This window comes from Thermoanaerobaculia bacterium, assembly GCA_035593605.1.
In the GTDB taxonomy this organism is placed as follows: domain Bacteria; phylum Acidobacteriota; class Thermoanaerobaculia; order UBA2201; family DAOSWS01; genus DAOSWS01.
On sequence record DAOSWS010000015.1, the window covers coordinates 72,749 to 93,030 of the forward strand.

Genomic DNA, 20,282 nt, shown 5'->3' on the forward strand with positions numbered 1-20,282 from the left:
GCCGGGTTATACGCCGGGACCATCCTCCCGCCTGCCAAACAGGTAGTGAGAGACAACCCATTCTTCTCCATTATGGTATCCAAACAATTCACTGCAGGCCATAAAAAAGACTCTCCAGTATGACCACAGTTTCATGGCATCCTTCTTCCCGTACCTATCCTTGAACTGATCCTGAATGGTCTTTTTGTGAGAATCCATATTGTTCAGCCATGCCTCACAGGTTTTTCGATAGTGATTTCCATTTAATCGCCATCTCCGCAAAACCTGCAAGTCCTGCTGGAAGTGCAAGAGAAAATCGTCTGACGGCATCATTCCCCCGGTAAAAAAGTATCGAGCCATCCAGTCCGAATCTCCTCCGGTTTCAAAGGGATAGGCAACATGAACATTCGAAAAGTGGTGCACAAACAGTTTGCCGCCGGGTTTCATCCAGTGAGAAATCCGATTCATAAGCAGGCAATAGTTCCGGATGTGTTCAAACATTTCGATGGAGATAATCCTGTCGTAGGCGGCCGGTGGGGAAAATGCATTGATGTCTGCAGTAATTACCGTGACATTGTCATACCCGAGAGTTCGGCAGCGATTTTCAATAAAGGTTCGCTGGGTGCTGCTGTTACTGACCGAGGTGATCGAAGCCTCCGGAAAGTTCTCGGCAAGGAAAAGCGAAAGTGAACCCCAACCACACCCAAGGTCTAAGATAGTCTGACCGTTTTGAATCTCTGCTCGATCGATAACCATTTGCAGGGATGCCTGTTCCGCGCTGTCCAGGTCTCGCACTCCTTCCGGCCAGTATCCGCAGGAGTATTTGAGACGCTTGCCAAGTACCTTTTCAAAAAAGGATGTTGGAACCTCATAGTGCTGCTCATTGGCGTCCCGTGTGTGGAGGGCTATCGGACTTTGACTCAATCGGAGGATCAAGTCCTGTTGTCTCTGAATACTGGCTTCACCGTTGTCGGCGTGCTCTTCTCTGAGGCGTCTGGCAAGAAGCCTGCGAATTCCCCATCGGATCATGCAATCGGGAATAAGGGAAAAGGGTACCGTTTGTTTGGCCACGATGTTTCCTTTCTGATCGCTTGTGATGTCAGTGGAGATCTGATTTCGACCGCTTCGGGATCCAGGGGATGAACGCGGAGGTCGTTTTCTGATAATGCCTGTAATCTTCTCCCCGGGTTCGAAGCGCCTGCGCCTCCGTGGCTGGGATCCCCGTGATACGGAAAAGAAAGTAAAGAAGGAGAAGGGGGATAAAAAATGCGATATAGCCAAAGGAGGATGGGAGGGCCATGCATGCCAGGGCTACCCACATGAGAAACTCAAAAAAGTAGTTGGGGTGGCGGGAATATCTCCAGAGTCCCTCTCTGCAGGTGCGCCCCCGGTTTGCGGGTTGCTTAAGAAAACGATGCAGCTGTGCATCAGCAATGCCATTACCAGAAAATGCCACAACCCATAGGCCCAGGCAGAACCACTCCGCAGGGTGAATCGATTGTTCGGGGTTTCTGAGTATGAGAAGAAAAGGTACAGAGAATATCAGATCCAGAATGCCCTGGAACTGAAAGAAAAGAAAAAACTTAACAGAAGTATGCTTATTCCATGTTTTTCTCAGGTTTTGATACCGTCCCTCTTCGGTATGCCCAAGAATCCGCGTGAAAAGAAGGTACAATCCAAGCCGAAGGCCCCAAAGAGAGGAAACGGAGAGCACTAATATTTCTCTGATGGTGTGCGCCTCAAGTAAAAACGAGTAAATCATGGTTACTAAGGGTACACCCAGGGACCAGCCTACATCGACGAGCGCCGCATTTTTTATGGGGAAGTGCAACAACCACAGCAGGAACATCATCAGGGCGACAGCCATCCAGCCGATCATGATTACTACGAATAGGTTCATAGAGTTTGTTCCTCGAGAGATATCCCTGGCCGGGTGAAGATTAATTGAAGATCGTTTAAGTAGCGCCATTGAAAGGCTGCTTCACAATAGGAAAGGTAATAGATCCATGTCCGAATCAGCGGGTCGCCAAATCCCAGACTGCGGATTTCGTCAAGTGAATGTAAAAACCGGTATCTCCATTCTCGGATAGTCCGTGCATAATGAGGACCAATGTTTTCCAGGTGCTGCAGGACAAAGGAGGAGTGTCGGGTTGCGGCACGACTCAAAGCTGTCAGCGAAGGAAGATGACCGCCTGGAAAGATATATTTGCGAATCCAGTCAGAACTCTTCCGATATGCTGGATAGCGCTGGTCCGGGATCGTGATCGTCTGTAAAACGAGAATGCCTCCCTGTGTAAGGAGGTTGCAACATGTTTCAAAGAACATGCCCAGGTTCTCGTGTCCGATAGCCTCGATCATTTCAATGGAGATGATTCGGTCAAACGATCCTTGCATCGTGCGAAAGTCCTGAAAAAGAACGAAAACCCTGTGATCCAATCCTGCCGCAACAACACGGGCCCGTGTATATTCATATTGTTCCCTTGAAAGGGTGATTGTCGTGACTTTACATCTCTTAACTTTTGCAGCTTCCAATGCCAGGGCTCCCCACCCTGTTCCGATTTCAAGAATATGATGGTTCTCGTGGATGTCCATCTTCTGAATAAGGTCATAAATTTTATTCAACTGAGCTTCTTCCAGAGTGTCGCCATCCGAGTTAAATCGGGCGCAGCTATACACCATCTTTTCATCCAGAAAAGTCTGAAAAAATTGGTTGCTGAGATCGTAATGAGCCCTGATATTTTTTTTACTGCCTTCCAAGGTGTTTTTCCGAAGCAGGTGATGAAGCGTATGAATCATTCTCGCGGGGAATGTGAGGGTAATCTTGCGATCATCCAGAACATCCATGTTCTCGATAAAGAAGCCGATCAGGGAGGTCAGGTCATCAGAGGACCAGAGCCCATCTGTGAAGGTCTCCCCCAATCCAATTTCTCCCCCAAAAAGAACCCTGGGAAAGAATGCGGGATCATGGATGGCTATCGAAGCGTGTGTACCTGAGGAAGATGCCTGTCCTATTCGAACAGAAGGCTCATTGACTATCTTCACCTGGAGACTTCCACTCTTCAGTTTTGAAAGAGCATGGAAGAGGATTTTCGAGCACATCCGCTGAAATCCCGTCCATTGCCAGGCAAGATCTGACTCTGGTATTCCAGAAGGAACGGACCTGGACATACTATGGAGCCTCTTTCGATCGTCTGTTTTTCGGCCCATGGAAACCCTCTGCCAGTCGCCTCAGGAGGAAAGATGTCAGGATTTTTTGAAGGACCGGTTCCTTACCCGTAGAAATCGTGTGGGGATGCACAGGGAAAGGTTTTTCTCTGATGGATAATTGTCTCTTTGTGTAGAGGAGATACGCCTGGCGAAGGATTCTTGGTACAGTCATCATTAAGGTAAGAGGGTGGGTGAGGATGGTTTTGAAAAGGATCCAATCGTGAAGTGGCAGGGCTTCTCCCTTTACTCGTGACCGAAATACGGTGTTCCCTTCCACGATCAGGTTTATGCGTATATCAAGACATTCACGAATATCACGGAAGGCAAATTCATAATGCCCTTCAATGCCAAAATAGGGGGAGACGTAGAGCTCTTTTGAATGGGTTCCCCTGGTGTAGAATGTCTCTTCCCCGGATTTTACGGGAGAAACCTTGTAGATGTGTCGCTCACCAAATGTGCTGTTTACTTCTGAGATCATGTGCCGCAGTCGGCCCTCGTTGTCGTAAAGGAAATAAAAGCTGACTGGATTAAAGGCTGTACCCATAAAACGCGGCATCGTCACGAGAATAATTTTGTCGGTCTCTCGCGAGGCAGACGCTTCATCCACTCTGGCTAGAATTTTCTTCCGGATTGACTGATCGTCCGGTTCCAGGTAATCCTTATCATACAGGGAAAAGGGCCGCCAGCGGTTATAGCCGAAAAGACGGCATTCATGATCAAGTGCGCGAAGATTATCAATGTCAGCGGAAAGGGCAAAATAGGGGTACGCAAAGGCATGGGCTACCGGATGGGTTCTGGTATGCATCACACGGCCTGTGTAAAGAAATGCTGTCACAGGGAGATGCCAAAGGATTCGACCATACGAACGGAAGATCGAACCGCGTCTTCATGAAACCCATAACCGTGATAACTGCCACAATAGTGTGTATGAAGAACTCCCTGGAGCGAGGAAAGGGATTTTTGAGCTCGAATGGCATCCAGTGTGTACAGTGGATGGGAAAAGACAACATCGTCAATGATTGTATCGTTAGCAACACGATTACCCTGGTTCAGGGTAACAAAAAATTCGCAATCGGACGAAAATCCCTGAAGCCGGTTCATATGGTAGGTGACGGGAACCGGATGCTCCGGTCCCATATCCTGCCATTGTATGACATTCCATGAGGCCCATGAGCGTCTCAATGCGGGCAGCAAACCTCTGTCCGTGTGGAGAACGGTTTGATTATGGTTATATCGAAATGCCCCCAGAATCCGGCGCTCTTCGGCTGTAGGTTCGGACAGTAATCCCAGAGCCTCATCTGCGTGGGTTGCCAGGATTACCCGGTCAAAGGAGCCAAGGCTGCCGTCCTTGGATTTCAGTTCGACTCCGGCGGAGTTTCGCTCGATATGGTGAACGGGTGAATGCAGATAAATCTTGCCGTTATATGTTTTAAGAAAGGCTTGCACGTAAGTGTGACTTCCTCCTGCAACTGTCTGCCATTGGGGCCGGTCTCTCAGGGAAAGAAGGCCGTGGTTATTGTAAAAATGCAGAAAGGCCTGGGCAGGAAACTCCAATAATTTCTGAAAAGGAGTGGACCAGATCGCTGCCCCCATGGGTTTAATGAACCAATTCACGAGATCGTTACGGTACCCTATCGTGCGAAGATAGTCCCCAAGAGTTAGCGAGGCATCCACTGTCTCTTCTTTTATTTTTTTACTGGCCTCCCGGCAAAAACGGAGGATCTCCGCCAGGAAGAGCCAGTATCGAACTGAAAAAAGGTTCCTGCGTCGCGCAAAGAGACCATTGATGCCGGTCCCCGCGTAGGTGAAGCCCGTATCAGACTCGGTAAAGGAAAAGGACATTTCAGAATTTCGTACAGGCACTTTCAGTTGACGGAGAAATTCGTGGAAGCATGGATAGGTCCGATTGTTAAAAACGATAAATCCCATGTCGATCGCGAGGGTCTTTCCTGACGGATCCGTATGTGTCACGGTTCTCGTATGACCACCGATAGAAGGATTTTTTTCAAAGAGTGTGACGTTGTGTTTGCGGGCAAGAAGATATGCGGCGGTTATTCCGGCAACCCCTCCGCCAACCACGGCAATGGAAAGAGGATGGCTGCTACGTTCGCTGGACACGGCCATCCCCACGTGAGAGGATTCCAAAAACGTCATCAGGCGAAGGGCTGGTCTGAGGCAAAGTGTACGTTGTCATGGTGATTAGAGTAACAGATTCATTAATTTCTTCATTCCCCTGGAAACTCTGTTGATTTTAAGAGGGGCTAATTCATTTCGAACGTTAGGAAACGCGGACGTTACCCATACTCGGATCATGGTTCCTGTTTCCCTCGAAGCGCCTGGATGCAGGTCTCGATCGTTGCTTGAGGCAGATTCATGTGCGATAGAAGCTTCCTGGACATGGCTGCGGCCATTTCTTCCTCTTCGACAAGAATTTCTGTGGCGCCAATTCTCTGAAGGGTGTCCACCTCACTGAAGTACCGGGTTCGGACCAGAATCGGGATGTCGGGCGAGAGTTCCCGTGCCGCCCGGACCGTCTGACGGGTACTTTCGTTGTCGGGAAGAGTGACGGCAAGAAGATCTGCCTTCAAGATCCCGGCATGCTGGAGAATCGAAGAGAAGGAGGCATCTCCCGCGAGTACGGTGTATCCTTCCTTCCGGGCAGCTCGTATATTTGCAGGATTCAATTCGATAATCGCGAAGTGAACCCCGGCCCTGCGTGCCACCCGGGTCAGCGTTTGACCGACAGCACCATAACCGGCGATGATGAGATCGACATCCTTTTCGCGGGATGTTGAAGAACCTGCCTTGAGTCCAGGTCGAACCCGGTGGGCCAGCTTCGGTCCCATGGCCATCAGAAATGGTGTGGCCAGAAGGGTCAGGATTGCTGAAATCAAAAAAAGATCAAATATACTGGTGTCAATCAAGCCGTTTCCCAGAGCCAGACGCCCGACCACAAAGGAGAATTCTCCCACCTGGGCGAGTGTGAGTCCCGTCAGAAGAGATGTATGGAAAGGATAGCGCAGGAGGAGAGCGATCAAGGTGATGATCAGGAATTTTACCATCGTAATGGCTGCAGCCAGGAAAAGCAGGAGAAGCGGGGAGTGGAGAAACACCTTTACCTGAAAGAGCATTCCCATGGAAATGAAAAAGAGAGAGGTGAAGATGTCCCGCAGAGGCAGGATATTTCCTATGGCATAGTGGGCATAGTCCGATTCGGAGATCAGCAGCCCGGCAAGAAAGGCCCCCAGGGCAGGGGAGAGACCCGCGCGGGCTGCAAGCCACGACAGACCGAATCCGACGAAGAGGACACCAAGAAGGAAAATCTCACGATTCCGGGTCATACTCAGTTGGTGGAGAAGCTTCGGGAAGAAGTACCAGCCTCCCACAAGGGTGACGGTCAGCATGGCCGCCCCCTCGATAAACTCGACAAGGGGGGGGCCTCCGGGGCCCCCGACCCCGGAGAGAAGGGGGATGGCGGCCATAACAAGTACGGCAGCCAGATCCTGAAAGATAAGAATGTTGACGCTAAGCCGCCCGTGAGAACTGTCAAGCTCCGTTCGATCCTGAAGGAGACGAATCACCACGGCGGTGGAACTGAGGGCGAGCAGAAGTCCGCCTACCATGGCTGTTTTCAGGCTGCGGCCGGCAAGGAGCAGGATCCCGGCTCCCATGGCGGTCGTCAGAACGACCTGCAGGCTTCCTCCGCTCAGAAGGTCCCTCGCTCCACGGATGAAGGAACGGAAAGAAAATTCAATCCCGATGGCGAAAAGAAGAAAAATGATGCCGATCTCAGCCAGGACTTCCACTTCGTGAATTCCGTGAACCAGCCGCAACCCGTGCGGGCCTGCCAGGATACCCGTAAGTAGAAGCCCCACAACAGAGGGAACCCTGATCCTGTGACAGATCCACAGGACTCCCAGAGAGAGGCCTGAGATCACGAGGATCGCTTCAATCAGAGAGAGCAACATGGTTTAGAAACGGTCCAGAATGGAATTAACATTCCGATGTGTTCTGGACTCTCAGGCAGGTTCGATGATTTCCACTCCCCCCATATATGGGTGGAGTGCTTCCGGAATCAGGACGGTTCCGTCGGCCTGCTGGTACGTTTCCAGAATCGCGACGAGGGTGCGTCCCACAGCCAGGCCGCTTCCATTCAGAGTATGAACGAACTCGTTCTTTCCCGTATCGGGGTCCTTATAGCGGATCCGTGCACGGCGGGCCTGGAAATCTTCAAAATTAGAGCATGATGAAATTTCCCGGTAGGTATCTTGGGACGGCAGCCAGACTTCCAGATCGTAGGTCTTGGCCGACGAAAATCCAAGATCTCCAGAGGCGAGGGTAACGACACGATAGGGAAGATTCAGCTCCTGCAGCAGAGCCTCCGCGTGTCCGGTCAGCTTCTCCAGCTCATCATACGATACTTCGGGACGGCTGAAACGGACTAGTTCGACCTTGTTGAACTGGTGTTGACGGATCAACCCCCGGGTATCCTTACCGTAGGATCCCGCCTCGGATCGAAAACAAGGTGTGTAGGCACAATATGCAAGGGGTAATTGATCAGCGGAAAGTACCTCTTCCCGGTGAAGATTGGTGACAGGAATTTCTGCCGTGGGAACCAGGAAATAATCCCAACCCTCTATCTTGAATAGATCACTCTCGAATTTTGGAAGCTGTCCGGTTCCTGTGCAGGAGTCCCGGTTGACCATGAAGGGAGGCAGGACCTCCCGATATCCGCGGGAAGTATTCCGGTCGAGAAAATAGTTGATCAAAGCCCGTTCAAGACGGGCCCCGGCTCCCATCAAAACCGCAAAACGGGCACCCGAGATCTTGGAAGCACGCGGAAAGTCCAGAATCCCCAGCGTTTCCCCGATCTCCCAGTGGGGACGGGGCGGAAAGGGAAAATCCGCGGGCTCACCCCAGGATCGTTCGATCCGGTTGTAGGTGGAATCGGGCCCGATGGGAATGGATGCGTGGAAAAGGTTGGGAAGAGTGAGTTCCAGACTTTCCAGGGAAGATTCCACATCACGGAGCCTGTCTTCCATGGATCGAATCTCTTCTCCCACTTTTTTCATCTCGGTGATGAGATGGTCGGCATCCCGTTTTTCCTTTTTGCTTCTGGCGATCTCCTGGGATGCATCATTCTTAAGGTGACGCAAATGCTCCAGTTCCTTAAGGATTGTCCGCCGTTCTTCCTCTACCTGAGTAAAGGCCTCCAGGTCGACCTGGTCCGCCATCGATCGCTGAGCCAGCATCGTTTTAAGGGCTTCAATGTTATTCCTTACAAAGTCACGGGCAAGCATGGGTCCCTATTGTACGTGGAGGGAATTTTGGCGTCAACTCAGTCTTCCCGATTGAGCCGGGATTGAAATCTGGCAAGGAGAGTGAGGGCGTCCAGCGGCTTCAATGAGTCCAGATCGATGGATCGGATCTGATCCGCCACGATATCCGTTGCTGAAGGGAAGAGGGTAAGCTGTCTCTGCCCCACGTCGGTCATTCCCTGGGCTGCGCGAGGGATTCCCCGGGGGTCGAGTTCACTCTTTTCTAGATTGGCGAGGACTTCCTTGGCACGTGAAACGATTTCGGAAGGAACCCCGGCAAGGTGAGCCACCTCGATCCCGTAACTTCGGTCTGCGGTACCGTCAACGATCCGATGGATAAAGAAAATCTTACCTTCGAATTCCTTAACGTCGACGGAGAGATTTCTGACTCCCGGTAAGAGAAGGGCCAGTTCGGTCAGCTCATGATAATGGGTGGCAAAGAGCGTCTTGGCGCCAATCTGCTCATGGATGTGTTCCACTACGGCCCATGCCAGGGAGAGTCCATCGAAGGTTGCCGTCCCTCGCCCTACTTCGTCCAGAATGATCAAACTGCGATCGGTGGCCTTTCTCAGAATCTGAGCGAGTTCCAGCATCTCCACCATGAAAGTACTCTCTCCCTGGGCCAGTTGATCGAAGGCTCCTACACGAGTAAATATCCGATCGAAGAGGGGAATGGATGCCTCTGTTGCCGGGACGAATGATCCAATATGGCTCATATATGCCGCGAGGGCGACCTGGCGCAGATAGGTTGATTTTCCACCCATGTTGGGTCCCGTAATAATCAGGATCCGCCGGCCTTCTTCGGGAATATCACAATCATTTGGAGTGAAGGGCTCTTCCCTGAGGACCTTTTCCACGACGGGATGGCGGCTCTCCCTGAGAGAAAGGGACGAACCCGTGTGCATATCAGGTTTGACATAGTTGCCATCCCGGGCTGCGGTTGCAAAGGAGAGTAAACAATCCATGATCGCCAGGTTGCGGGCTACATGCATAATACGGTTTGTTTCCAGAAGAACCGCGTTGCGGAGATCTTCGTAGAGTTCCAATTCCAGGGAGGCCACGGTCTCATTGGCATGAAGGATCTTTTCCTCCAGTTCCTTGATGCCGGGCGTAATGAATCGTTCCGCATTCACAAGCGTCTGTTTGCGGATGTAATGCTCAGGCACCCTGGATACCTGTCCCCTGGACACTTCAACGTAGTATCCATAGACACGGTTGTACCCTACTTTCAGGTTTGAGATCCCCGTTGCTCTTCTTTCTGTCTCTTCCAGGGCGAGAATGGCAGAACGGGATTCACTCTGAATGGATCTTGCCTCATCCAGACGTTCATCGACACCATCTCGAATCAGCCCTCCTTCCCTTATCTGGAGAGGCGGCTGGTCGACAAGGGTTTCCCGGATTTGCGCAGCAAGATCCATCGGAGGATTCAGGGTGTCCCGCAGCTCCTTCAGAAGAGTGGAGCGTTCCACCGTCGCAAGAAGCTCGTATATGGCAGAAGATCGATCCAGTGTGTCTGCGATGGCCAGAAGATCCCTCGGATGTTCCCGCCCGTAGGCCACCCGGGAGGTCTGTCTCTCCAGATCGCCCATTCCTTTGCATGTTTCGGACAGGGACTGGCGTAACTCACGTCGACGTACGAGCTCTTCCACGGCTCCAAGGCGGTGCTGGATTTCCTCCAGACTGGAGAGGGGCTCACGCATCCAGGTGCGGAGCAGGCGTGCTCCCATGGGGGTCATGGTTCGGTCCAGAACGGCATGGAGGCTGTGCCGCGGATCCCCGAGGGATGACTGAAAAATCTCCAGGTTCCGAATTGAGGTTGCGTCAATGACCTTCTGTTCGTCATGGACGATGAGATCCACGGCTACCGCATCATCCCTGAACTGCGTTTCTCGAACATAGCGGAGAAGCGCACCCGCTACCCCGGAGCGTGGATCACCTTCCATGAGACCGAAGCCCTTCAAGGAAGCCGTGCCGAGGATCTTACTCAGTTGCTGCATCCCGGCTCGCCTGTCAAAGTAGGAGATATCCAGGGGGGTGATCGGGATCGAGACTCCGGTCAATTCAAACTCTGCCGGTGTGCCGGGAAGAAGGATTTCCTTAATGGGAAAGAGCCTCATATGATCAACGATGGAGGATCTCTGTACCGAATAAAGGTGAATCGAACCGGTTGATACGTCCATGAGACCCAGGGTTTCTCCATCGTACGAGGCAAGGTAATGGTGATCCCGTTCCTCAAGCCCGACGCTTTCCGGGATACATCCCGGTGTCAGGACACGCACGACTTCCCGACGGACCAGTCCCTTTGCCTGGGATGGGTCTTCCATCTGCTCGCAAATGGCGATTTTGTTTCCTGAACGGATCAGTTTGATCAGATAGGAATCGAGAGCATGGTGAGGGATTCCGCACATGGGAATCTCTCCATCACGGGATGTCAGAGTAATCTGGAGGATGGGAGCCGCAACTTCCGCGTCCTCAAAGAACATCTCGTAAAAATCACCCATTCGATAGAGAAGTATCGCATCCCTGTAGCGAGATTTGATTTCCAGATACTGCTTCATCATGGGTGTCGTAGATGTGCTCACGATATCATGCTAGCACAGGTGGATATACCCGGCTGGATCTGGTGGAAGGAGGTTATGGAATGACGGAGAGAAATATCACCAGCGAAGCCCCAGACCCTCTTTGACCATCCCGGTCAGGAAGACCGCGTCCTGGGAAAGGTTGTCCACGCTGGATGCATAGGTGTAGACGGCACCGTCACAGTTAATGGCCCAGGTGAATGCATCATCTTCATAGAGATCGTCGACGCTGATCTGTTTGAGGCTCATGGCAGGAATGCCAACAATGACTTCGTTTTCCTCGCCCAGGGGCTTGAGCGCACAATACGTCGTTGATTCGCCCCGGTTGAGAATTCCAATATTGGTCCTGCGCTGATCTGCGGGAAAGGAGACAAGTCGCCAGTTTGTGACTTCGGGTCCGACCGTGAAGGGCACATACTGGCCTACCGAGGAATCGATCGACTCGCTTGAATAGATTCTCCCTCCGCCGGTGAGCGTACCGGATATTTCCAGATAGCCAAGAGCCTCTTCCAGATTGAAAAGTTCATTCAGGATATCAGAGTAACGGGCCGTTTCATGCATGTGAAGATTTACCTGGGTTTGATAAGATTTCCAGATGCCGTCAACGAAGAGACGGGCATGGAAGTGGATTTCCTGCTCGGAATCGAGGGGGTTAAAGAGAATGATTTCAGTTCTCCAGAGACTGTTCCGTGAGCCCGGGGAAGAAGCAATGACCGGGAAAAAGCCTGCCGTCTGGGGAATCATTCCGGGAATGTAAACGGCATCACCTGTGACCATTGTGACTACCGAAGCATAGACGAGAAGTTCGGAGCCGTTCAGGGCATCGATTCGAAGGGTCGCCCCTGAGGTTTCAATATTGGGGAAGTAGCGCGTCAGGGGTTCCTGGACCATGGAGTCCGGTTGAAACACTTCTGTCATTGATGCCAGTTCCAGACCATCCGGCCCCAGGAGGGTAAGGGCAGCCGAAACCTGGTCATGATCCTTATTAATCCAGCCGAGGTTGGTTCTTCGGGAAGAATCCTGAAAAAGTCCGGGAAGGTAAATCGTGCCTCCCGATCGGAGGATGACTGAAGGAGCAAGAATATTCTGTCCAAGCTGACCGGTTTCGGTCTGGTTGAAGGTGCGAACCACTGCCGCCGTCTCTACGGGTACTTCCACTTCCAGGAACCCGAAGCTGTCGCGGTCAAGAAAGGAACCGATGACATCCGGTACATGAAGAGCCGACTGTCCGTCTACCTGAAAGGTCTGGCTGGTTCGGGATGTGTCGTAGCCAGCTTCCTGATAGGCCACTGTGATTTCCTGGACCGAGGATGAGAAATTGGCCAGAACCATATCACTTTTCCAGGAGGTGCCGCTTGCCCCTCCCTTGTGGGCTACACCGGCATAGATTTCGGAGGTGTCGACGACGATATCTCCTGTGACCACCAGAGCATACCCCTGGGAGGGTACGGGAATCGAGGTCCCACGCACTTCGATGGTGTAGGTCCCCGCCTCCGGGTTGTCAATGATCACCTGTTCCACGTTGTTCAGAGGGTCCGGGGCTCCGTTTCTTCGTGATTTGCCGTTCAGAAAGTTGTTGCCGAGGTAAATTCCGTTGGGTGCGGTCACTTTGAGGTCAAGGTTGTTTACGACGATCTGAGTGGCAAAGGGGACAGCCGGGTAATCCGCCCACGTGAGAGCAATTCTCAGGGGTTCCGTATTACTTTTCACTGTTATGGAATAGGTGTGGACCTGGAATTCCACCAGTCCATCGGAATGGCGGATGTCACTGACGAAGAGTCTTCGGCGCTCACCGGAAAAGTAGAGTGCATCGTCCAGCACAAGATGTCCCCAGCCTTCCTGCATCGTGGGATAGCCGTCCGGATCTGGCATATCCCGGGTGGCCGAGAGGAGAATTGCCTTGATTAGGCTGCCTGTGGGGGTAATGCTCTGGCCTCCCGCGATTCCGTATGGATAGTAACCCTTTAGAAAATACTCTCTGGTCAGGGCAGCGGCAGCTGCTGCCGCCGGGGAGGCCATGCTTGTGCCGCTGAGCGTGATCGTCCCACAGGGGGAATTGGATGCCGCGGAACGGATCCCGCAGCCCGGGGTAAAAAGTTCGGGCTTCAGGCGGCCGTCACTGGTGGGCCCCATGCCGCCGGAACAGATGGAATCTTCCTGTGGGTACTGATATGAAGCTCCCATGGCGAGGGTGTTTTTTGCATTCTCCGGGGTTTTAAGAAAAAGTCCGTTGGAGACGGAGAAGAGGACCAGATTGTCTTCGTAATCATGCGTAAACGTATCAATATCGGCGCACCACTGCGTATATGCGGTTGTTGCGTCGTCACCCCAGGAGTTCGTATGGATTCTGGCTCCCTCATTGTAGGCACGAGTAAAGACATCGTACAGCTGGGTCTCTCCAAACGGGAAGACATCATAGATATTTGTGGTCGTTAATCGAGCGTTGTAGGCGATTCCGTTATTGGCTTCTCCTTCAGCGAACCCGGCTACGGTTCCTGCCGTGTGGGTACCATGACCATCGACATACGTTTCGTAGGTTGAATGGTATGCAACATATTTCCGATGATCAGGACCTATGGGGTTGAACGGATCTTCAAAGTAGCAGGATGTCCGAGAAGGGGGGCCGTCGATGTGACCCACAATTTCACCCTCCCCACTTAATCCCCTGGTGTAAAGAGAATAGACATAAGGTAAATCACTTTGAATTACCCAGGAGGTCAGATCGTTCCGAAGCGTCCAGGTCGGAACCGGTTCTACCCAGAGAACATTCGATGATCGGGCGATCTGGAGGAGGGTCTGTCGATCTGCAGAAACCGACAGGGTGGAACCCGATTGCCGGAGCAAAGTTCCGGATCCGAGAGAGGGTATATGATTTTCATCCAGCAGCCGGACTGCAGTGGTTTGAAATTCCTGCACCCGCGGTGAGATCTTGAGTTCCGGAGGAACCGAGCGTACTGATGTGATCAATCCCGTCTCGATCAGTTTCTGTGCCTGGGGCAGGAGATGGACGAAATAGATCCCTGATTCCACATGACCAAGGAGGGTCAGGCCTTCCAGATTTGGATTCAACAGGACACTGGGATCACGGAGTGTAACAAGCGCAAGATTCCCGGAGTCGGAAAGTTCCCCGATCTGTGGAAGTGTGTCGAAATCTAACGTTCCTGAAACAAGGTGCAGGGTCGTGGCGGTGCTGATCGCAGGAAGAAAGAGGAGGATGCACAGACATGCTCGAAAAATCATAGGCAATGACTATACCACAGGAAAGTGGGACGATCCAGCCGGTTCCGTCCCTGATCTGTCCCGTGATGATCGGACACGTCAGTGTACAATAGAGGGGTGAAATCAGATCAGCCAAAAGATGTAATCAACGTATGTGTCAACCGGAAAGCCCGGCATGACTACGAGATCATCGAGACGTTCGAGGCAGGAATTGTTCTCACCGGGCCTGAGGTAAAATCCCTCCGGGAAGGGCGGGCCAACCTCAAGGACAGCTATATTGCCTTTGAAACGGGAGAGGCTTTTCTTGTTGGAGCCCATATCAGTCCGTATCCCCACGCCTGGCATGTCCTTCAGGAGCCGGAGCGAAATCGGAAGCTTCTTCTCCATTCACGTGAAATTTCGCGTCTTTCGGGAAAAGTGACGGCTAAGGGATTGACGGTGATCCCATTGAAGATCTATTTCAAAAAGGGAAGAGCCAAAGTGGAAATTGCGCTGGCCAGAGGACGGAGAGAGTACGAAAAGAAAGATGCCATAAAGGAAAGAATTATGGAGCGCGAGGCCCGACAGGCAATCAAGGGGTAGGAAAGAGGAGATTCGATTTTACGGTCTAAATCGGATCCAGCATGGAAAAACTCAGGTCAGAGATTTCGTGAGAATGGCCATGGAATGGGTCACTCCCTGCGGATCCATCAGGTAGTGGGGGACCAGGGCGGCTCTTCGAAATCCCAGGGCTTTCAGAGTCTGGATGGCCGGCCCTTCTTCATATTCGGCCGCCGTGGAGGATAGGATTTTCAGTCCCTCCCGCTTTGCGACATCGATCAGTTCCTGCATCAGAATCGTCCCTACACCAAGACCATGGCAGGTTTCGAGAACGACCACCCGTACGCGTCCGACGTGACGCAGCGGGCCGAAGTTTTTTCGATGCAGAGTTCCGTCTGCAACGAGGGTACCATCCAGTTCCACGACCAGGGGGAGGATACGGTCGTAGTCCAATTCCTGTATCCAGGTGTCGACGACACGGCGGTCCGTTACATCGTCATAGAGAAAGCGGCGGGATTCCGGTTTCAGGGTCATAAACAACCTGTAAAGTTTGTCCCCGTCGCCCGAAGACAATAAACGAATGGTTGCTGTTCGACCATCTCGCAGCGTGCAGGATTTCGGATAGGACAATACCATGGCATCTCCTTACCATATCAGGTTCAATTGTTGATTATCCTATCGGAACGTAAATCGACTTGTCAATGAAATAAGCAAAAATAGTGAAACTTTCGGGCGTCTATGCGTATAATGGCATTATGGAAGCGATAGAACTGAACCAGGTCGTAAAAACCTTTGATGGAACACGCGCAGTGGATGGTGTGTCCTTAACGATTCCCCGGGGGACGATTTACGGTCTTCTCGGGCCCAACGGAGCCGGAAAGACAACCACGATTCGGATGATCACCGATATTTACCGGCCGGATGAAGGTGAGATCCGGATTTTCGGTGATCCACCCGGATACCGCGTTCAGCACAGGATCGGATACCTTCCCGAAGAGAGGGGTCTCTATCGGAAGATGAAGGTGATTGAACAACTTGTCTTCCTGGGTGAATTGAAGCAGGTACCTGCGAAAGAAGCACGAAAACGGGCCATGGAATATCTGGAACGTTTCGACCTCGCAGAGTGGGCTCTGAAAAAGGTGGAACAGCTTTCGAAGGGGATGCAACAGAAAGTCCAGTTCATCGGAACGGTTCTTCATGATCCCGACCTTATTATTCTGGATGAGCCCTTCTCCGGTCTGGACCCTGTAAATCAGGCTCTTCTGAAGGAAGAAATTCAGGGCTTTGTCGACCGGGGGAAAACGGTGATCTTCTCTACGCATGTCCTTCCCCAGGCGGAGCAGCTCTGCAGGGACATCTGCCTCATCAACCACGGTAAGAAAGTTCTGGATGGCCACGTGGAAGAGATCAAGGCCCGTTTCGCCGAACCGGTAATACTTCTGACAACGGACGCAGAGGTTGAGGAACTGAGGGCCGATGGGGCTCATGTTGTCCGAAGGAATGGCCATGTGGAAGTGAGGCTTGACAATTCTCTCGCACCGGAAGCCTATCTGGCTGAACTCTTCTCCCGACATATTCCGATCCAGGCATTTGGTCCAAAGGAAATCGATCTGGAAAGCATCTTCATCAAGGTGGTGAAAGATGAATCTCTCTAATCTCTTTGTTGTTTTCAAACGCGAATACCTCCAGAGGGTCCGAACCGTCACATTCTGGATTTCCACAATCATCTTTCCCGTTTTTATGGGCGCCATCGTCTTTATCCCCATCCTGATCGGAGAAAAACAGAAGGCTGAGTTTAAAGTCGTCATCGTGGATCCCTCGGAAATTGTCTACCCCATGTTGAAAGAGGAACTGGACAAATCCCGCCATAACATCGAGCTGATCAAGTCCCGCACGGAAGATACGGACGAGTTGAAACGCGATGTTCTTGGAAAGAAATATAACGGATATCTGATCATTCCCAGAGATGTCCTGGAGACGGGTAAGGTTCAGTATTATGGAAGAAATGTGGCCAATGTTATCGGATTATCCCGTCTTGAAACCTATGTGAACCGGACCGTAATTGCAACCCGGCTCGGAGAGAGGGGGATTTCCAGGGAAGATGCGGGCCAGATCATTCAGCGCGTGGAGTTTGATACCTACAAGGTCACGGAAAAGGGGGAGCAAAAGGATAAGGGTGCCTCGTTCTTTATGGCATTTCTCCTTTTCCTGACGCTCTACATGGTGATTATCCTTTACGGCAGTTTCATTCTTCGAAGTGTGCTGGAGGAGAAAACCACCCGGGTCGTCGAGGTGCTGGTGACCACGATTAAACCCTTTCCCCTGATGATGGGAAAGATCATCGGCATCGCTGCTGTTGGATTTACGCAGTACATGATCTGGTTTGTCCTGGGGGCGGTCCTGTTTACCGCCGTGCTTCCCGGAACGGGTATGGCCAAGGAGATGGGAACGATGCCGATTACCCTGGGACAATCGATCTATTTCTTCGTATTTTTTATTCTCGGCTATTTTATGTACGCGGCCCTCTATGCCGGGGTCGGTGCTCTCTATAACTCCGAACAGGAAGCCCAGCAGATGGCGACGATGATCGTGATTCCCCTGATCATCCCCATCCTGCTGATGCAGGCCATCATGGGAGATCCAAATGGGACGATGTCCACGGTACTCTCTCTGATTCCCCTCTTTACGCCGCTTCTCATGTACCTGCGAATCCTGCTGGAAACCCCGCCCGCCTGGCAGGTTGCCCTCGGGATCGGTCTCTGTGTCCTTACGGTCATTTTCCTCACGTGGATCTCTGCCAAGGTCTACCGTGTCGGGATCTTCATGACCGGAAAGAAACCGACCTTCAAGGATATCGGCCGCTGGATCCGGGCCTGATCCAGCCTTAGTCCCGGCGAAGCATCTCCGCGACCTCAATGGGGGTTCGAGACCGCTTCTCTGCAAGGGCTCGCAAATTATCTTCAGCGGAGGCTTCAATCCCTGCAGCGTGGAGCCTTTGAAGCCCGGTATCCAGGGGTACCTCCAGCTCATTACAGGCCTGTTCCACCGTCTTCTTTCCCCAGCCGCCTCCTTCGGGAAGGGGGTCAATACCGTCAGGAGGGAGAGGAGTCAGCGGCGCGATCAGTGAAAAAAGTTCAGCCGGAGTCATCTCGTTTCGTCTGGCAATTTCCCCCACCATCTCATCGGGAGTGGCATCCACACCCTTTTCCGCCAGGAGAGTGAGTGCCCGGTGCAGGTCGATGGACTGCCTGCGCAGAAGATCTCCGAGTTTCAGGAGCTCCGCATGGGGAAGGGGAGGCTGCTGAATCCCCTTCTCCCAGGAAACCTTGAATGCGTTCCCCCAGGCCATGATCGTCGATGCGGGAGGCCAGTTCTGAATACAAAGGACGAGGATCGCGGCATTGAGGATCAAACAGATGGCGATCTCCATTTTCCGATCCATCGTGCGATGGATTTTGGATACCAGGTAGTTCAAGAAAAGCTTCCAGTTGTAAATGAGGTGAACAATGCCGAGGAGAATAAAGGCAAATCCTCCCACCGTATGCATGCTTCCCCATTGATCCTTGTTTAATCCCCACAGGTGCCAGTCGGTCCAGTAGGCTACTCTCCCGGCCGGGAGAATATATAGAACAACACTGGAAAGGATCAGAACGATAAAGGAAACCGCCATGGAAAGGGACACAAAGACACGGCCGCTGAACCGGGTCGAAGACATGATGGATACCCCCTGAATCAAAGACGAAAACACCCTATCCTACCTCAATTGTGTGAAGGAAGAAAATCGTTGTCGATGCAGGGGCGGATCGTTGGTCTGAAAATCCGCACGAATCAGCGGAATAAACCTCAAGAAATCCGCGTTCGAATCGATAGTAGCCATTGACGGAGGTAACTTATGGTCCGAACAAAGATCCACGTCATTTCTTCAATTTTTCTTCTCGCCGTATCACTCTCGGCACAGAATGACTATGATGAAGTTGTTGTATCGATCCATCCTGTGTCAGGTACGGTATACATGGTGGAGGGAGCGGGTGGGAATATCGGTATCTCTACGGGAGAAAACGGAATCGTGATGGTGGACGCACAGTTCGCACCCCTGGCTGAAAAGATCCGGAATGCAATCGGAGGAGTCTCCAAAGGGAAAGTCAGGTTTCTCATCAACACACACTGGCACTCGGATCATACGAGTGGAAATGTTGCATTCGGAAAAGAAGCGATGATCCTGGCTCATGAGAATGTACGAAAGCTGGTCACCACGGAGCAGAAAATTCTCGGAAATACCAGGGAACCCCTTCCGGAGGTCGGTTGGCCGGTCCTCACCTTCTCGGATGGCGTGAAGATATACCAGAACGGGGAGGAGATCGATGTCATCCATGTGCCCGCGGCTCACACGGACGGGGATTCCATCGTGTGGTTCCGAACATCGAATGTCCTCCACACCGGGGACCTGATGTTTTCAGGACGATTTCCCTTCGTCGACCTCGATCATGGGGGGAATGTTGTGACTCTCCTGGCACAGCTGAAAAAGATCCTCCCCACGGTAAACGCGGAGACACAAATTATTCCCGGCCATGGCCCGCTGTCAAACCGATCTGATCTCGAAACCTACATTGCGATGATTGAGGAAACCCTCGGCGTCGTGAAGGAGAAAATAGAGAAGGGAGAATCGCTGGAGAAAATCAAAGAGGAGGGACTGGAAAAAAAATGGTCCGGCTGGTCATGGTCGTTCATCCCCACGGACCGCTGGATCGAACTCCTCTACGGGAGCCTGACCCAATCCTGAATGATGTAATGGCATCGCCCACCGAGTATCCCCTCGACACATACCATGGAGGTCGGCGACAATACACGTTTGCAATGGTAGCTGTGATTGAACGTTGGGTGGGATGAAATAGACTCGGTGACCAGATGGCGTCGTCACTCGCGTATACCTGAGTAGGCAATCCCGGGAGACGGCGACAAGCCCAAAATTCATTTGTCAACAATTACAGGATGGTTTTATGTCTCCCCGGCGTAGCCTACCGAGTATCCCCTCGACACATACCCAGGAGGACGGGGACAAGCCGCTGTTCGCAATGAGAGCTAAGTTTGAATGTCAATGAAGAAGTTATTTATTTAAGGATGTACAAACTGGCGTCTCCATCCGATTTTACTCAAGAAGATAATCCCGGGAAACGGTGACAAGCCCAAAATTCATTTGTCAACAATTACAGGGTAGTTTTATGTCTCCCCGGCGTAGCCCACCGAGTATCCCCTCGACACATACTCTGGAGGTCGGCGACAGCCCCCATACGCAATGGGTGCTCTGATTGGACTTTAGTGAGGGGAAAATTGAAACGCCAATAAAACAAACTGGCGTCTCCATCCGAGTTTACCCCAGCAGGTATTCCCAGGAGGACGGGGACAAGCCGCTGTTCGCAATGAGAGCTAAGTTTGAATGTCA

Annotated in this window: 15 protein-coding genes; 4 read left to right on the forward strand and 11 right to left on the reverse strand. The window is 52.0% G+C overall.

All coding sequences use genetic code 11. From position 1 onward, the window contains the following. Positions 1-6 precede the first annotated feature (6 nt). The 9 genes from PLD04_08985 to PLD04_09025 all read right to left on the reverse strand — a co-directional run bounded on the left by PLD04_08985 (position 7) and on the right by PLD04_09025 (position 14,323). Positions 7-1,008 carry a cyclopropane-fatty-acyl-phospholipid synthase family protein gene (locus PLD04_08985; protein HXK68468.1) on the reverse strand — a complete coding sequence of 334 codons (1,002 nt, stop codon included), beginning with the start codon at positions 1,006-1,008 and terminating at the stop codon, positions 7-9. A 70-nt stretch (positions 1,009-1,078) separates the two neighbouring features. Next, positions 1,079-1,879, reverse strand: a complete 801-nt coding sequence (locus PLD04_08990) for a DUF1295 domain-containing protein (protein HXK68469.1) — start codon at positions 1,877-1,879, stop codon at positions 1,079-1,081. Continuing rightward, entirely contained in the window at positions 1,876-3,186 is a 1,311-nt protein-coding gene (locus PLD04_08995) for a cyclopropane-fatty-acyl-phospholipid synthase family protein (protein HXK68470.1), read from the reverse strand. Before PLD04_08995 ends, PLD04_08990 begins: the two co-directional genes overlap by 4 nt. After that, positions 3,149-4,021 (reverse strand): DUF1365 domain-containing protein, encoded by an 873-nt coding sequence (locus tag PLD04_09000; protein ID HXK68471.1) that lies wholly within the window; start codon positions 4,019-4,021, stop codon positions 3,149-3,151. Before PLD04_09000 ends, PLD04_08995 begins: the two co-directional genes overlap by 38 nt. Then, positions 4,018-5,304, reverse strand: a complete 1,287-nt coding sequence (locus tag PLD04_09005; GenBank protein HXK68472.1) for an FAD-dependent oxidoreductase — start codon at positions 5,302-5,304, stop codon at positions 4,018-4,020. The genes PLD04_09000 and PLD04_09005 overlap by 4 nt, the downstream gene beginning before the upstream one ends. Before the next feature lie 191 nt (positions 5,305-5,495). Beyond that, positions 5,496-7,154: a cation:proton antiporter gene (locus tag PLD04_09010; protein HXK68473.1), complete on the reverse strand. Its 1,659-nt coding sequence runs from the start codon at positions 7,152-7,154 to the stop codon at positions 5,496-5,498. Between the two features lie 51 nt (positions 7,155-7,205). Then, positions 7,206-8,486, reverse strand: a complete 1,281-nt coding sequence (gene serS, locus PLD04_09015) for a serine--tRNA ligase (GenBank protein ID HXK68474.1) — start codon at positions 8,484-8,486, stop codon at positions 7,206-7,208. Between the two features lie 38 nt (positions 8,487-8,524). Further along, positions 8,525-11,086, reverse strand: coding sequence for a DNA mismatch repair protein MutS (gene mutS / locus PLD04_09020; GenBank protein HXK68475.1), 2,562 nt, complete (start codon positions 11,084-11,086; stop codon positions 8,525-8,527). Between the two features lie 75 nt (positions 11,087-11,161). Continuing rightward, a complete protein-coding gene (locus tag PLD04_09025; protein ID HXK68476.1) occupies positions 11,162-14,323 on the reverse strand; it encodes a S8 family serine peptidase in 3,162 nt (1,053 codons plus the stop codon). 96 nt (positions 14,324-14,419) lie between these two features. Here PLD04_09025 and smpB point away from each other — a divergent pair, with 96 nt between their 5' ends. Next, positions 14,420-14,884, forward strand: a complete 465-nt coding sequence (smpB, locus tag PLD04_09030) for an SsrA-binding protein SmpB (GenBank protein HXK68477.1) — start codon at positions 14,420-14,422, stop codon at positions 14,882-14,884. Positions 14,885-14,935: 51 nt separating this feature from the next. On the opposite strand, the gene PLD04_09035 is transcribed toward smpB, so the two are convergent. Further along, positions 14,936-15,478 carry a GNAT family N-acetyltransferase gene (locus PLD04_09035; protein HXK68478.1) on the reverse strand — a complete coding sequence of 181 codons (543 nt, stop codon included), beginning with the start codon at positions 15,476-15,478 and terminating at the stop codon, positions 14,936-14,938. Between the two features lie 119 nt (positions 15,479-15,597). Between PLD04_09035 and PLD04_09040 the strand changes: the two genes are divergently transcribed. Together PLD04_09040 and PLD04_09045 are read left to right on the forward strand one after the other, a co-directional pair. After that, positions 15,598-16,497 (forward strand): ATP-binding cassette domain-containing protein, encoded by a 900-nt coding sequence (locus tag PLD04_09040; protein HXK68479.1) that lies wholly within the window; start codon positions 15,598-15,600, stop codon positions 16,495-16,497. Next, positions 16,484-17,719 carry an ABC transporter permease gene (locus PLD04_09045; GenBank protein ID HXK68480.1) on the forward strand — a complete coding sequence of 412 codons (1,236 nt, stop codon included), beginning with the start codon at positions 16,484-16,486 and terminating at the stop codon, positions 17,717-17,719. Before PLD04_09040 ends, PLD04_09045 begins: the two co-directional genes overlap by 14 nt. Positions 17,720-17,726: 7 nt before the next feature. Here PLD04_09045 and PLD04_09050 read toward each other — a convergent pair whose 3' ends face one another. Further along, positions 17,727-18,557, reverse strand: a complete 831-nt coding sequence (locus tag PLD04_09050) for a DUF4405 domain-containing protein (GenBank protein HXK68481.1) — start codon at positions 18,555-18,557, stop codon at positions 17,727-17,729. A 177-nt stretch (positions 18,558-18,734) separates the two neighbouring features. Here PLD04_09050 and PLD04_09055 point away from each other — a divergent pair, with 177 nt between their 5' ends. Beyond that, positions 18,735-19,622: an MBL fold metallo-hydrolase gene (locus PLD04_09055; GenBank protein ID HXK68482.1), complete on the forward strand. Its 888-nt coding sequence runs from the start codon at positions 18,735-18,737 to the stop codon at positions 19,620-19,622. Positions 19,623-20,282 lie beyond the last annotated feature (660 nt).